The sequence below is a fragment of the Candidatus Neomicrothrix sp. genome, assembly GCF_035329545.1.
In the GTDB taxonomy this organism is placed as follows: Bacteria; Actinomycetota; Acidimicrobiia; order Acidimicrobiales; family Microtrichaceae; genus Microthrix; species Microthrix subdominans.
Genome location: NZ_DAOLGP010000011.1, coordinates 63,699 through 79,255, shown reverse-complemented (window position 1 = coordinate 79,255; position 15,557 = coordinate 63,699). Strand labels below are relative to the sequence as shown.

Sequence of the window (15,557 nt, the reverse complement as noted above, 5' to 3'; positions counted from 1 at the left end):
CTCACGGCACGTGAGCGGTTGCCCGCGCAGATCATCCGGCGCCGCCCACTATCATCGCCCGGGTCATGAGACGGCTCCTCGGCAGGTTGGAGCAGTGGAGGCCCTGGCCTGTCGCTGCGCTGGCCCTCGTCTCCTATGTGCCGCTGCTGTTGACCCATCGCGGCCAGGTCGGCGCCGACACGAAGAGCTACCTGTACCTCAACCCGGGCAAGCTGCTCGCCGACGCCCCCTGGTTGTGGGAGACCGGCGTTGGGCTGGGCACGGTCACCCACCAGAACATCGGGTATTTGTGGCCCGCCGGGCCGTTCTATTGGTTCTTCGAGACGATCGGCGTCCCGGACTGGATCGCCCAACGGATCTGGTTGGGCACGATCATCTTCGCGGCGGGCATGGGCGTGCGCTTCATGTTGCGCACCCTGCGCTGGGAGTTGCCCGGCGTCACCGTCGCCGCGCTCGCCTATGCCCTCAGCCCCTACCTGCTGCACTACGGGGCCCGCATCTCGATCATCTTGTTGCCCTTCGCCGGGCTGCCGTGGCTGATCGCCTTCACCGCTCGGGCACTGCGCCACGGCGGCTGGCGGGATCCGGCCGCCTTCGCGCTGATCACGATGACCGTCGGCGGCATCAACGCCACCTCGTTGCTGTTGGTGATGATCGGCCCGGGCATGTGGGTGCTCTACGCGCTGCTCGCCGAACGGGAGATCACCTGGGGCCGGGCGTTGGCGGTCGGTGCCCGCATCGGCGTGCTCACGCTGATCACCTCGCTGTGGTGGATGGCCGGGCTGATGCTGCAGGGCAAGTACGGCATTCCGATCCTCGACTACACCGAGACCTACAAGGTGGTCGCAGGGGCGTCGTCGGCCCCGGAGATCATGCGGGGGCTCGGGTACTGGTTCTTCTACGGCAGCGACTCGCTGGGTCCGTGGATCTCCGGCGCGGTGACGATGGTGCAGAACCCGCTGGTGCTGGTGGTCAGCTTCCTGCTGCCCGCCCTGGTCGTGGTCTCGGGGTTCCTCACCCGGTTCCGTTACCGGGCGTACTTCGTGCTGATGGTCGTCGTCGGTGCGCTGACCGCCATCGCCTCCCACCCCTTCGACTCCCCCACGCCCGCCGGTGCGCTGTTCAAGGCGGCGACGACCACCGATGCCGGCCTGGCGTTCCGGTCCACCCCGCGGGCCCTCCCCCTGCTCGCCCTCGGCGGGGCGGTGTTGCTCGCCGCCGGCATCTCGGCGGTGGCCACGCTGCGCCCCCGGCTGCGGGTGCCGCTGAGCCTGGTGATCGTGGCGCTGATCGGCATCAACCAGGCGCCGCTGTTCCTCGGACGGATGGTCGACGACAACCTGCAGCGCTCGGAAAACATCCCCGAGTACTGGAACGAGGTGGCCGCGGCTCTGGACGCCGGCGACCGGGACACCCGCGTGCTCGAGATGCCGGGTATCGACTTTGCCAGCTACACCTGGGGCAACACGGTCGACCCGGTCACCCCTGGCCTGATCGACCGCGACTACGCCGCTCGCGAGTTGATCCCCTACGGCTCGTTCGCCTCGGCCCAGCTGATGATGGCCCTCGACCTGCCCTACCAGGAGGGCACGGCCAACCCGGCGGCGTTGGGCCCGATGCTGCAGCTGATGTCGGTCGGCGACCTGGTCGCCCGCAACGACCTGCGCTTCGGTCGGTACCGCTCCCCCCGTCCCCGGACGTTCTGGGATCAGGTGACGTCGGCCCCCGGTCTGGGCGATCCGGTGGGCTTCGGCCCCGACGTGTCCGATCGCCCCGACCCGGTCGTGCCGCTGTTGGACGGGATCGAGTTGGGGACCGACCCGGCGTTGCCCGACCCGCCGTCGGTCGGCATCGTTCCGGTCGAGGATCCCCGCCCGATGGTGCGCACCGAATCGGCCGCTGCCCCCACCCTGTTGGACGGCGACGCCCACGGGCTGGTCACGGCGGCCGGCGCCGGGATGATCGACCCGGACCGGCCGGTGCTGTACTCGGCCAGCTTCGCCGACGATCCGGACGCGCTGCGGGCGCTGGCCACCGAGCCGGGGGCCGAGCTGATCGTCACCGACTCCAACCGCAAGCAGGGCCTGCGCTGGGGCTCGGTCCGGGAGAACCGCGGCTACACCGAGCGCGCCGACCGGGAGCCGATCATCACCGACGTCAGCGACAACCGCCTCGACGTGTTCCCCGAGGCCGACCGCGATTCAAACGGCGAAACCGACACCGACACCCAGACCGTCGTGGAGACCCGCGGCGGTGCCACCGTGGACGCGACCACCTACGGCAACGGGGTCAGCTACACGCCCGGGGACCAACCGTTCTTCGCCGTGGACGGTTCGCTGAACACCGCATGGCGCACCGGGGCCTTCGGCGAGCTCAAACAGGATGCGCTCGAGCTCACCTGGGACTCGCCGGTCACTACTGACACCGTGACCTTGGTACAGAGCCAGCGCAGGGGCAACAGGCACATGACCCAGGTCGAGTTCAGCTTCGATTCCGGCGACGGAGTCTTCGCCGATCCGATCGAGGTCGACCTTGGGGAGGAATCGCTGAGCCCGGAGGGGCAGGTGGTCGACTTCCCGGAGCGGACGTTCTCCCGGATGCGGGTCGAGATCCTCGACACCAACGTGGGTGAGCTGGCCGACTACGGCAAGGTGTCCGAGGTGGGCATCGCCGAGCTGATGGTGGCCGATACCACCCTCGAGCAGGTGGTGCGCCCGCCGACCGACCTGCTCGACACGTTGGGCGGCGACAGCCTGTCCAACCCGCTGGCGATCGTGTTACGCCGTGCGGCGGCCAACCCCGAGGAGGGCGTGCTCGACGACGAGGAGCCATCGATCGTGCGCACCCTGTCGGTGCCCGCTGAGCGCAGCTTTGCCCTCGGAGGGCTGGCCCGGCTGTCCCTCGGCCAGCCCGACGAGAGCATCGACGCCATCCTCGGCGTGCCCGGCGCCGACGAGGGAGGCGTCACCGCCAGCTCCGCTGCACGTTTGGCCAGCCTGCGGGCGCGTGCGGCATCGGCGAACGATGGCGACCTGAGCACCGCCTGGCAGAGCCCGGCCAACCCGCAGGGCGGCACCTGGGTGAACTTCGAGTATCCGAAGGCGATCAGCGTCGACGAGCTGGAGTTCAGCTACCTCAACGACGGACGCCACTCAACACCGAAATCCATCCATCTCGAGGGCGACGGTGTGGCCTCGGCGTCGATCGAGGTGCCGGAGGCCAAGCCGGGCGATACGCGTGGCGACACGACGACCGTCCGCCTCGAGGTGCCCGAGGCGGTGCGCGGTACCAACCTTCGCCTGGTCGTCGACGAGATCCACCCTCGCACCACGCTGGAGTGGTTCAGCCACTCCGAGGCGGACCTGCCGATCGGCATCGCCGAGGTGGGTTGGGGCGGACCGACGATGGGCGCCCCACTCGACGATCTCGGCGGCGTCTGCCGCGACGACCTGTTGTCGCTCGACGGCCAGGCGATCGGCATCCGGCTCGAAGCGACGGCCGACGAACTGCTCGACCGCCAACCGGCAGGGGTACGCACCTGCGACCCGGAGGCGCCCGCCGGTTCGGGCACCGCCGACGACGAGCGTCCGACGATCGAGCTCGGCCCCGAGGCCTCGCTGCTGCGCAGCGGCGCCGGCCTGAGCGTGGGTGTCGACCTCGACGAGCTGTGGCTCACCTCGGCCGCCGGGGGCGACGCGGTGGCCACCCCGGCCGAGCCACTGGGCAGCACCGATCTGAAGGGCGGCGCCGCGGCGCCACGGCTGGGCGTCGACCCGAACACTGCGCCCGGCCAGTCGGCGCCTCGCACCGAGACCGGGCGCACGTCGCGTTTGACCTACGAGGTGTCGGTCGCCGACGCCGACGAGCCCTACTGGTTGGTGATGGGCCAGTCGTTCAACCCCGGGTGGCATGCGACGACCGCCGACGGCACCGACCTGGGGCCGCCCACGCTGATCAACGGCTTCGCCAACGGGTGGCTGGTCAACCCCGGCGAAGTGGGCCCCGACGCCAAGATCGTCATCGAATGGACCCCGCAGCGGACGGTGTGGATCGCACTCGCCCTCTCGCTGATCGGCCTGCTGGTCACGCTGGGGATGGCGTTCTTCGACCCGAAGTGGCTGGGTGGACGGGTCAACCGTCCTTCGGCCCGGGTGTCCCACGTGGTGCCGCTCAGCCCGCTCGACCGCTTCGGGGCGCCCCGGTCGTGGGTCCGGGCCGGCCTGCTCGGCCTCGGCGCCGCCGTCGTCGGCGTGCTCGCTTTCGGGCTGCCCGTCGGGCTGATCGCCGGCGCGTTCACCGCGTTGGTGTTGCGCTATCCGTCCGCCTGGCCGGCGCTGCGGGTGGTGGGGATCGGCGGCTACGGCCTGGGCGGCCTGTTCGTCATCGCCAAGCAGATCCGCAACGGCTACGAGCTGGGCTTCGAGTGGCCCAACCTGTTCTCCGCCGCCCATGGGCTGGTGCTCGTGTCGCTGGCGCTGCTCGCCGTCGACGTGGTGGTCGAGGGGCTCGTCGGCGGCTGGCGACGGACGGTGGACGACGATTTCGACCGGGAGAAGACCTGACGATGACCGGACCATCGGTGCACGCCGGCTCGCTCAGCACGGCGGGACGGGCGCGCCTGGCCGAGTTGGCCGACGCCTCCGGGATCCGCCGGGTTCACATGTTGGGCTGGCGCGACCTGGACGACGACGAGGCGGGCGGCTCCGAGGTGCACGCCTCGACCGTGGCCGCCCTGTGGGCGGAGGCGGGCCTCGAGGTGACGATGCGCTCGTCGGCGTCGAAGGGCCGCAGCGCCGAGGGCTTCCGCGATGGCTACCGGGTGATCCGGCGGGGCTCACGTTACGGGGTGTTCCCCCGGGCTGCGGCCGCCGAGATCACCGGGCGTCACGGGCCCAGCGACGCCCTGGTCGAGATCTGGAACGGCATGCCGTTTGTTTCTCCGCTCTGGTGGCGCGGCCCGCATGCGGTGTGGCTGCACCACGTGCACGGCCCGATGTGGAACATGGCGCTGGGCGACCGGCTGGGCAAGGTGGGGCGCCTGCTCGAGGAACGTGTGGCTCCACCGCTCTACCGGCGGGTGCCGGTGGTGACGTTGTCGGCCTCCTCCGAGGAGGAGTTGACCCGTGACCTGGGCTTCTCGCAGGACCGTGTGGGCGTGGTCGAGCCGGGCATCGATGCCCGCTATACCCCCGGCGGCACCCGCTCGGAGACGCCGCTGGTCGTTGCGGTGGCCCGCCTGGCGCCGGTCAAGCGGTTCTCGATGCTTGTCCGGGCCGCCGCCCGGGCTCGCGAGCGGGTGGGGGACCTGCGGCTGGTGATCGTCGGCGAGGGCTACATGCGCCCGGACGTCGTCGCCACGATCGAGGCGGTCGGCGGACAGTCCTGGGTGCACATGGCCGGACACGTCAGCGATGACGAGCTGATCGACCTCTACCGCTCGGCCTGGTGCGTGGCCTCGGCGTCCGAGCGCGAGGGGTGGGGCATGACGATGACCGAGGCGGCCGCCTGCGGCACGCCGGCGGTCGCCACCGACATCGCCGGGCACGCCGACGCCATCCGGGCCGACCACAGCGGCCTGCTCGTCGACGGCGAGCAGGGGCTGGCCGACGGCCTGGCCCGCCTGCTGGGCGACGCCGCCCTGCGCACCCGGCTGCAGGCCGGCGCGCTTCTGCGGGCCGCCGAGCTCACCTGGGAGCACACCGCCGTCGCCAACTTCGAGGTGCTGGCGACCGGGTCGGTGGCCAACGCCCGACCCCTCGGTACAAGCGGGCCGTAGGGACCAGGCGGCTGTCTCGCCGTGTGGGTGGTGCGGCGGCCCGAGGCCTAACGGGGCGTGAGGTAGCGCTCGGGTGGAGGCCCGTACCGGCCCCGCACAAAGTCGACGATGCCCTCCCACCGGGCACGGGCGTCGAACACCAGCGGGCGACGGGCGGGGCGCAACACGCCCCCGGCCAGCTGGTACAGCGAGATGCACAGTCGGATGAAGGCGTGGTACAGCCCGGAGTGGGTGCGCACCAACAGCAGCGTGTTGCGGTGCTGGAGGTAGTCGACCAGGGCCACGCTGGAGCCGAGGTGGGTGTTGGTCACCCGGGCGCCGCGCACCAGGCCGACGCCCCAGCCCAGCTGCCGGGCGCGGGCGCCCAGGTCGGCCTCCTCGCAGTAGGCGAAGTAGCGCTCGTCGAACAGCCCGATCTCCTCGAGCGCCGCCCGGCGGGCGACCATCAGCGTGCCGTGCGGGTAGTCGACGTCCTCCCACCCGTCGGGGTCGGCCGGCGTCGCCGCCGGGCCCGGCACCGTCACCATGCCGCCGAAGTAGGGGTCGAACACCGGGATGGATCCGTCGCCGACGTCGGCGCAGGCCAGCGCAGCGCCGGGCCGGGCATCGAGTGCCGCCCCCATCCGCTCCAGGCAATCCACCGCCGGTGCGGCGTCGTGGGGGGCGAGCGCCACCCACTCGGTGTCCTCGTCCGTGTTGCAGCTGGCCAACCAGTGGCGCAGGCCAAAGTTGGCGCCGGGCCCAAACCCCAGGTTCTCCCCGGCCTCGAGCAGCTCGATGAGGGGGCCGTTGTCACCCGGCGGGCGGCCGCGCTCCAAACCGGCGCTCTCCAGCCCGGGGCGCTCCAACCCGGCGCTCTCCAGCCCGGCGCGCTCCAACCCGGCGCGCTCCAGCCCGGCGCGCAGTGCCTCCAGGTGTTCGGCGGTCGAGCCGTTGTCGACGACGATCAGGCGTTCCAGCTCGGTCTGAGCCAGCCAGGCGTCGAGCACGTCGAGGAGCGCAACCGATGCGTTGCGATGGATGAGGATCCCGGTGAAGCGTGCCACCGCAGCAGCCTCCCCCGGGCTGGTACCGTCCCGCCAAACGAACCGGCGGCCCCGAGGCATCGATCGGCCGGACACAGCCTGGAGGCACACACCCGTGGACACAGCGCAGTTGAACCGCGACCTGAGCGACGAGCAGTCGGCGCTCGACGAGGTCGTCGCCGGCCTCGACGACGCCGCCTGGTCGCTGCCCACCCCCAGCGAACGCTGGAGCGTGGCCGACCAGATCGCCCATCTGACGTTTTTCGACCGGGCCGCAGTCCTGGCGATCGAGGATCCCGACGCGTTCGGGGCGCTGTTCGAGGCGCTGCTCGGCTCCGCCGTCGACGGTGACGAGGGCGTCGACGCCCACACGCTGGGCGAGTTTCGGGCGATGAGCCCCGCCGACTTGCTCGAGGCCTGGCGCGAGGGCCGCCGCCGGCGGGGGGGTGCCGCGGATTCGCGGGAGGAGGGTGCCCGGGTGAACTGGTTTGGCCCGCCGATGAGCGGCCGCTCGTTTCTCACCGCCCGCCTGATGGAGGTGTGGGCCCACGGCCAGGACATCTGCGATGCGGTCGGCGCCACCCGGCAGCCCACCGCCAGGTTGGCCCACATCGCCCGGCTGGGCTTCCTCACCCGGGGCTGGACGTTCACCAACCGCGGCGAGGTGCCGCCGGTCAGCGACGTGCGGGTCGAGCTGGTCGCCCCCGATGGATCGAGATGGGACTTCGGGCCCGCCGACGCCGCCGAGCGGGTCAGCGGCGGCGCCGAGGATTTCTGTCTGGTCGTCACCCAGCGCCGCCACCTGGACGACACCGAACTCGATGTGGTCGGCGACGACGCGCTGAGCTGGATGACCCAGGCCCAGGCGTTCGCCGGCCCACCGACAGACCCACCCGTGCCCGCCGGGATCAAGCTGGAGTAGGACAGCTACAACGGTCGGTCGCCGGGCGCCACCGGGGTGGGCAGGTCGGTCGAGCCCATCAGGGCGGCATCGACCGATGCGGCGCACGATCGGCCTTCGGCGATCGCCCAAACGATCAGGCTTTGGCCGCGGCCCATGTCGCCGCACACCCAGACGTCGTCGGCCGAGGTGCGGTAGTGGTCGTCTCGGGCCACGTTGGAGCGGGCGTCGCGCTCGACCCCAAACTGCTCGAGCAGCGGAGAGTCCTCCGGCCCGGTGAAACCCATCGCCAGAAACACCAGGTCGACCGGCAACTCGGTTTCCGATCCCGGCACTTCGTCGAAGCTCATCCTCCCGTCGACCAGGCGGGGGCGCACCTCGACGAAGTGCAGGCCGGTCAGGACGTTGTCCTCGTCGGCGACGAAGTGCTTGGTCGAGACGGCGTAGGTCCGTTCGCCGCCTTCCTCGTGGGCCGAGGTGGTGCTGTAGGTGAAGGGCCAGGTGGGCCAGGGGTGGGCGTCGGTCCGGTGCGTGGGCGGCTGCTCCATGATCTCGAACTGCTCGACCGACGCGGCCCCCTGGCGGTGGGCGGTGCCGAGGCAGTCGGCCCCGGTGTCGCCCCCGCCGATGATCACGACCCGCTTGCCGGCGGCCGAGATCGGGGCGTCGACCCGGTCGCCCTCCTGCACCCGGTTGGAGCCCGGCAGGTACTCCATCGCCTGGTAGACGCCGGTGGCCTCACGCCCAGGGATCGGCAGGTCGCGCCGGGCGGTGGCGCCGCCGGCGAGCACGACCGCGTCGGAGGCGCGACGCAGTTCGTGCGCATCCAGGTCGATGCCCACCTCGGTGTCGGTGACAAACCGGGTGCCCTCGGCGCGCATCTGGGCCAGGCGGCGGTCGAGCACCCGCTTCTCCATCTTGAACTCGGGGATGCCGTAGCGCAGCAGCCCGCCCAAGCGGTCGGCCCGCTCGTAGACGGTGACGGTGTGACCGGCCCGGGTGAGCTGCTGGGCGGCCGCCAGGCCGGCCGGGCCCGAGCCGACCACCGCCACCCGCTTGCCGGTCAGGCGGGCGGGTGGGATCGGGCGCACCCAGCCCTCCTGCCAGGCCCGGTCCACGATCTCCTGCTCGACGCGCTTGATCGTCACCGGATCGGCGTTGATGCCCAACACGCAGGCCGCCTCGCACGGCGCCGGGCACAGCCGCCCGGTGAACTCCGGGAAGTTGTTGGTGGCGTGCAGCGCCTCGATCGCCTGGTGCCACTGGTGGCGGTAGATCAGGTCGTTCCAGTCCGGGATCAGGTTGCCCAGCGGGCATCCCTGGTTGCAGAACGGGATGCCGCAGTCCATGCAGCGGCTGGCCTGCGCTTCGAGGTCCTCGGCGGGGAAGTCCTCATACACCTCGTGCCAGTCCTTGATCCGCACCGGCACGGCCCGCCGCGCCGGCAACGCCCGGCCGAGCTCGAGAAATCCTCGTGGGTTACCCATAGTTGGCTCCTTAAGCTCGGGCTGCGGCCATGACCGCGTCCATCGTGGCGTCGGCGTCCAGGCCGTCGGCCTCGGCCTTGGCGGTCACCTCGAGGACTCGCCGGTAGTCGGTGGGCATCACCTTGGTGAACTCGCCAACTGCGCTCTCCCAGCGGGCGAGCAGCTCGGCACCCACGTCGGAGCCGGTCGCCTCGACGTGTCTGGCGATGACCTCACGCAGGAATTCGGCCTCGGCGCTCGAATCCTGGGAGCCGTGGTGCTCACCGTTGCTCTCAGCGGAGCTGTCGTGGGAGGTCCGGCCATCGGCATGACTGTCGGCGGCGCCGACAGCGAGTCGCTGCAGCTCGACCATGCCCGGGTTGACGTTGGCAACGAGCGCCCCGTCGGGGTCCCACACATAGGCGATGCCGCCCGACATGCCGGCGCCGAAGTTTCGTCCGGTCGGCCCGAGCACGACCGCTCGGCCGCCGGTCATGTACTCACATCCGTGGTCGCCCACGCCCTCGGTGACGACCAGGGCGCCCGAGTTGCGCACGCAGCACCGCTCCCCCACCTGGCCGCGCACGAACATCTCGCCGCCGGTGGCGCCGTAGGCCATCACGTTGCCGGCGATGATGTTGTCGGCGGCCACGAAGCTCGGATGGGTTTTCAGCGGGGGCGCCAGAACGAGGCGGCCGCCGGAGAGGCCCTTGCCGACGTAGTCGTTGGCGTCGCCGAAGAGGCCGAGCGTGATCCCCCTGGGCAGGAAGGCGCCGAAGCTGTTGCCCGCCGACCCGGTGAAGTCGATGGTGATCGTGTCGTCGGGCAGGCCCTCGGCCCCCCAGGCCTTGGTCACCTCGTGGCCCAACATGGTGCCCACCGTGCGGTTGACGTTGCGGATCGGCAGCTCCAACCGTACCGGGGTGCCATCGGCGATCGCGCCTTCGCTGAGGGCGATCAGGGTGTGGTCGAGCGCCCGTTGCAGGCCGTGATCCTGTGCGGTCGTGTGGTGAAGGGCGGTGCCCATGCTCGGCTCCGGGGTGTACAGGATCGGCGACAGGTCCAGCCCGGCTGCCTTCCAGTGGTTGATCGCCGCCCTCGTGTCGAGCAGTTCGGCGTGGCCGACCGCCTCTTCGAGCGTGCGGAACCCCAGCTCGGCGAGCAGCTCGCGCACCTCCTCGGCGATGAACTCCATGAAGTTGACGACGTGGTCGGCCTGGCCGGCGAAGCGGGACCGCAGCTCGGGGTTTTGGGTGGCGATGCCCACCGGGCAGGTGTCGAGGTGACACACCCGCATCATCACGCAGCCGGAGACGACCAGCGGCGCGGTGGCGAAGCCGAACTCCTCGGCGCCGAGCAGCGCGCCGATCACCACGTCGCGACCGGTCTTCAGCTGGCCGTCGACCTGCACGACGATGCGGTCGCGCAGGCCGTTGACCAGCAGGGTCTGCTGGGTCTCGGCCAGGCCCAGCTCCCAGGGCGCGCCGGCGTGCTTCAGCGACGTCAGCGGGCTGGCGCCGGTGCCACCGTCGTGGCCGGAGATCAGCACCACGTCGGCCTTGGCCTTGGCCACCCCGGCCGCCACGGTGCCCACCCCCACCTCGGCGACCAGCTTGACGTGGATGCGGGCCTCCGGGTTGGCGTTTTTCAGGTCGTGGATCAGCTGGGCCAGGTCCTCGATCGAGTAGATGTCGTGGTGCGGGGGCGGGCTGATCAGCCCGACGCCGGGCGTGGAGTGCCGGGTGCCGGCGATCCACGGGTACACCTTGTGGCCGGGCAGCTGGCCACCCTCGCCCGGCTTGGCCCCCTGGGCCATCTTGATCTGCAGGTCGTCGGCGTTGGTCAGGTAGTGCGACGTCACCCCGAATCGGCCGGAGGCCACCTGCTTGATCGCCGAGCGGCGCAGGTCGCCGTTGGCGTCGGGCAGGTAGCGGTCGGCGTCCTCGCCGCCCTCGCCGGTGTTGGACTTGGCCCCGAGGCGGTTCATGGCGATCGCCAGGGTCTGGTGGGCCTCCGCCGAGATCGAGCCGTAGCTCATCGCCCCGGTGGAGAACCGCTTGACGATCGCCGACACGGGCTCCACCTCGTCGAGCGGCACCGACGGTCGGGCGTCGGTGTCGAAGGTGAACAGGCCCCGCAGGGTGGCCAGCTGCTCGGACTGGTCGTCGACCAGCGTCGTGTACTCCTTGAAGATGGCGTAGCTCTTCGACCGGGTGGCGTGTTGCAGCTTGAACACGGTCTTCGGGTTGAACAGGTGGTACTCGCCCTCCCGGCGCCACTGGTACTCGCCGCCGGCCTCCAGCGGCCGGTGGGCCAGCTCCTCGGGCCGGTCGGGCCAGGCGAGCGCGTGACGGCGCCGCACCGCCTCGGCGATCTCGTCCAGGCCGATGCCGCCCAGGCGGCTGACCGTGCCGGTGAAGTACTCGTCGACCAGCTCGTGGCCAAGGCCGATCGCCTCGAAGATCTGGGCGCCGGTGTAGGACGCCACCGTCGAGATGCCCATCTTCGACATCACCTTGAGGATGCCCTGGCCCGCGGCCCGCACGTAGTTGGCGACCGCTTGCTCAAAGCTGACGTCGCCCAGGCGACCTTCGGCGACCAGGTTCTCGATCGTGTCGAAGGCGGTGTAAGGGTTGACCGCCGCGGCGCCGTAGCCGATCAGCGTGGCGAAGTGGTGCACCTCGCGGCACTCGCCGCTCTCGACGATCAGGCCCACCCGGGTGCGGGCCTTGGTTCGCACCAGGTGGTGGTGCACCGCCGAGGTGGCCAACAGCATGGGGATCGGGGCCCGGTCCTCGGTGGAGAACCGGTCGGACAGGATGACGACGTTCACCCCCTCCTCGATGGCGGCGGACACCTCGCTCCGCAGGCGCTCCAGGTCGGCGGCCAGGCCGGCCCCGCCGGCGGCCACCCCGAAGTGGGTGTACAGCACCCGGCTCTGGAAGCCGTGGGGCCGGGTGTCGTCCAGGTCGCGCAGCTGGCGCAGCTGGTCGTTGTTCAGCACCGGGTAGGGCACCTCGATCAGCTCGGCGTCGGCCGGGTCCAGGTCCAAGATGTTGCCCTCGGGCCCGAACACCTTGCCCAAGCTGGTCACCAGCTCCTCGCGGATGGCATCGAGCGGCGGGTTGGTCACCTGAGCGAACAGCTGGGTGAAGTAGTCGAAGAGCAGTCGTGGCCGATCGGACAGCACGGCGATCGGCGTGTCGGTGCCCATCGAGCCCAGGGCCTCCTTGCCGTCGCGGGCCATCGGGGTCAACAGGATGCGGATCTCCTCGAGGGTGTAGCCAAACACCTGCTGGGCGCGCAGCGTGTCGAGGGCCGGCTCGGTGAAGTGCGGCTTGGCCGGCAGGGCCTCCAGGTCGATCAGCCCGTCGTCCAGCCAGCGCTGGTAGGGGTGGGCGGCGGCCAGCTGGGCCTTGATCTCCGAGTCCTCGATGATGCGACCGGCATCGGTGTCGATCAGAAACATGCGACCGGGCTGCAGGCGGCCCTTGCGCACGATTCGCTCGGTCGGGATCTCCAGGGTGCCCACCTCGGAGGCCATCACCACCAGCCCGTCGTCGGTCACCCAGTAGCGGCTGGGCCGAAGGCCGTTGCGGTCGAGCACGGCGCCGACGATCGTGCCGTCGGTGAAGGTGATCGACGCCGGCCCGTCCCAGGGCTCCATCAGGCAGCTGTGGTACTCGTAGAACGCCCGCAGCGCAGGGTCCATCGATGTGTGGTTCTCCCACGCCTCGGGGATCATCATCAGCACGGCGTGGGGCAGGCTGTAGCCGCCCAGGTGCAGCAGCTCGAGGGCCTCGTCGAAGCGGGCGGTATCGGAGGCGCCGGGTGTGCAGATGGGAAACAGCCGGTCGAGGTCGCCCTCGATCAGGTCGGTCGACAGCATCGCCTCCCGGGCCCGCATCCAGTTCTGGTTGCCCTGCACCGTGTTGATCTCACCGTTGTGGGCGATGTAGCGGTACGGGTGGGCCAGCGGCCAGGACGGAAAGGTGTTGGTCGAGAACCGGCTGTGCACCAGCGCCAGCGAGGACTCGAAGCGCTCGTCGGTGAGGTCGGCGAAGAACGCCCCCAGCTGCGGGGTGGTCAACATGCCCTTGTAGACGATCGTGCGCGAGGACAGGCTGGCAAAATAGGCCGTTTCGCCCCCGTCCACGCCCACTCCTTCGACCGTTTCTCCGCCCACGTCCTGGCCCAGCTCGTGTTCGATCCGCTTGCGCAGTGGATAGGCGGCCCGGTCCAGGTCGATGCCGCTGCGGCGTCCGCCGGGACGGTCCTCGGGGTCGGCCACGATCAACATGACGAAGCGCGGCATGGCGTCCAGCGCCCAGCTGCCCAGCATCGAGGGGTCGACCGGCACGTCGCGCCAGGCGATGGTGCACAGGCCCTCGTCGAGGACCAGATCCTCGATCGCGTCGGTGACCGCCCTGGCGTCACCGTCGTCGCGAGGCAGGAACCCGATCCCGGCTGCGTAGTGGCCGGCCGGGGGGAGCTCGGTGCCGACGACCGATCGCAGAAAGCGGTCGGGGACGCCGACGAGGATGCCCGCGCCGTCGCCCGAGTTCTCCTCGGCGCCGGTGGCACCCCGGTGTTCCAGGTTGCACAGTGAGGTCAATGCCTGCTGCACCAGCCGGTGGGAGCGGCGGCCGTGCAGGTCGACCACGAAGCTGACGCCACAGGCGTCGTGTTCGTAGGCGGGGGCATACAGCCCGTGCTCGGCCGCCGCCTTGACGTTCGGGGCCGGGTCGGTCGGGTGCGGGTCGGTCGGGCGCCGTGGCGCACGGGTCGGGTTGATCAAGCGTCGTTCCATCGGGAGCCTTCCAAAAGGAGTTGGGCGGCTCGAGACAACGCTGGCCCGGCTCACCCACATTAACCACGCATCGCGCCGTCCTCCACTCATTTGGGTTGAGCGGTTGACGTTGGAGGTGTGCCCGCAGCGCCCACGGGTTCGCTCCAGGGATCTGGCCACCGCATCCCCGGTCGGCTCGCTCGGCAGCGTTCCCCGCCGCGTCGGTCGGCGGGCCAGTCGGCAGGTTTCCCCAACGCGTCAGTCGTCCAGCAAGTCTGCAGGTTTCCCCGACGCGTCCGTCGTCCAGCAAGTCTGCAGGTTTCCCCGCCGCGTCCGTCATCGGGCCAGTCGGTAGAGTTCGGGCATGTCGATCGCTCGCACCGGGCCCTCCCGGCCCCTTCGCAGCCCTTGCGTGGCCCTCGTCCTCACCGTCTTCTCCGCCCTGGCGCTCGGCGCCTGCGGCGGGACGACGTCGGCCGACGTCGCCACCCGTGCTCCCGCCGCAAAGGCGGCCTCGGACGGGGCCGACGCCCCCAAGGCCGGCGAGGAGGCTCAGGCCCCGGCCGACGGTGGGGATGGCGCTGCCGAAGCGACCACCACCGAGGCCGACGACGGCCGCGACCCCGTGTTGGGCGACGGCAAGCCGGTGACCATCGCTTTCGCCGGCGACATGAACTTCGAGGGGGCGACCGCCTCCCGGCTCGATGCGGACCCCAACTCGGTCTTCGGCCCGGTCAGCAACATCCTGTCCGACGCCGACCTCACCATCGCCAACCTGGAGACGGCCGTCACCAAGGGTGGCGGCTCGCCGGTGGGCAAGCAGTTCACCTTCTCGACCGGGCCCGAGGCGTTGACGGCCATCGCCGCCGCGGGCATCGACGTGGTCTCGATGGCCAACAACCACGGCATGGACTACGGCGAGGCCGGTTTCGCCGAGTCGCTACAGGTGCGCGACGAGACCGACCTGCCGATCATCGGCATGGGCGCCAACGAGAACGAGGCCTACGCCCCGCACATCGCCGAGGTGAACGGCCAGCGCATCGGCGTGATCAGCGCCACTCAGGTGCTCGACGGCTCGTTCATCGACAGCTGGACGGCCACCTCCGATCACGCCGGGCTGGCGTCGGCCAAACGGGTGGACAAAATGGTGGAGACCGTCGAGGCCACCCGCCCCAAGGTGGACACCCTGATCGTCTTCCTTCATTGGGGGACCGAGACCGAAACCTGTCCCAACGAGGCCCAGACGACGCTCACCCCGCAGCTGATCGACGCCGGTGCCGACATCGTCGTCGGTGGCCACCAGCACCGCGTGCTGTCCGCCGGCTATTCCGGGGCAGCGTTCGTCGGCTACGGCCTAGGCAACTTCCTGTTCCGGGCCAACTCCGAGCTGGGCAGCCGCTCGGGCGTGCTGAAGGTCACCGCCACCGGGCGGCGCATCGACGGCTACGAGTGGGTACCCGCCCGCATCAACGGCGCCAACCAGCCGATCCCCGCCGAAGGCCAAGAGGCCCAGAACCTGCTGGCCAGCTGGAACGAGCTGCGGGGTTGCACCGGCCTGACCGATGCGGCGACCGCCGAACCCACCCCGGCAGGCTGATCC

At 70.8% G+C, this 15,557-nt stretch carries 7 protein-coding genes; 4 read left to right on the top strand and 3 right to left on the bottom strand.

Annotation, left to right across the window (positions count from 1 at the left end):
• The first annotated feature begins 65 nt into the window (after positions 1-65).
• Both PKD89_RS08500 and PKD89_RS08495 read left to right on the top strand, forming a co-directional pair.
• Positions 66-4,562 carry an alpha-(1->3)-arabinofuranosyltransferase domain-containing protein gene (locus PKD89_RS08500; protein WP_289010681.1) on the top strand — a complete coding sequence of 1,499 codons (4,497 nt, stop codon included), beginning with the start codon at positions 66-68 and terminating at the stop codon, positions 4,560-4,562.
• A gap of 2 nt (positions 4,563-4,564) precedes the next feature.
• Complete coding sequence (locus tag PKD89_RS08495; RefSeq protein WP_287379238.1) at positions 4,565-5,776, top strand: glycosyltransferase family 4 protein; 1,212 nt, start codon at positions 4,565-4,567, stop codon at positions 5,774-5,776.
• Between the two features lie 47 nt (positions 5,777-5,823).
• Here the strand turns inward: PKD89_RS08495 and PKD89_RS08490 are convergent, their stop codons facing one another.
• Positions 5,824-6,822, bottom strand: a complete 999-nt coding sequence (locus PKD89_RS08490; RefSeq protein ID WP_287393876.1) for a glycosyltransferase family 2 protein — start codon at positions 6,820-6,822, stop codon at positions 5,824-5,826.
• A 94-nt stretch (positions 6,823-6,916) separates the two neighbouring features.
• Between PKD89_RS08490 and PKD89_RS08485 the strand changes: the two genes are divergently transcribed.
• A complete protein-coding gene (locus PKD89_RS08485) occupies positions 6,917-7,723 on the top strand; it encodes a TIGR03084 family metal-binding protein (RefSeq protein ID WP_324332379.1) in 807 nt (268 codons plus the stop codon).
• A 5-nt stretch (positions 7,724-7,728) separates the two neighbouring features.
• On the opposite strand, the gene PKD89_RS08480 is transcribed toward PKD89_RS08485, so the two are convergent.
• Positions 7,729-9,189 (bottom strand): glutamate synthase subunit beta, encoded by a 1,461-nt coding sequence (locus tag PKD89_RS08480; RefSeq protein ID WP_289010680.1) that lies wholly within the window; start codon positions 9,187-9,189, stop codon positions 7,729-7,731.
• 10 nt (positions 9,190-9,199) lie between these two features.
• Positions 9,200-13,978 (bottom strand): glutamate synthase large subunit, encoded by a 4,779-nt coding sequence (gltB, locus tag PKD89_RS08475; protein ID WP_324332378.1) that lies wholly within the window; start codon positions 13,976-13,978, stop codon positions 9,200-9,202.
• Between the two features lie 343 nt (positions 13,979-14,321).
• On the opposite strand from gltB, the gene PKD89_RS08470 reads away from it, so the two are divergent.
• Complete coding sequence (locus PKD89_RS08470) at positions 14,322-15,554, top strand: CapA family protein (RefSeq protein ID WP_287393879.1); 1,233 nt, start codon at positions 14,322-14,324, stop codon at positions 15,552-15,554.
• Positions 15,555-15,557: the final 3 nt, after the last annotated feature.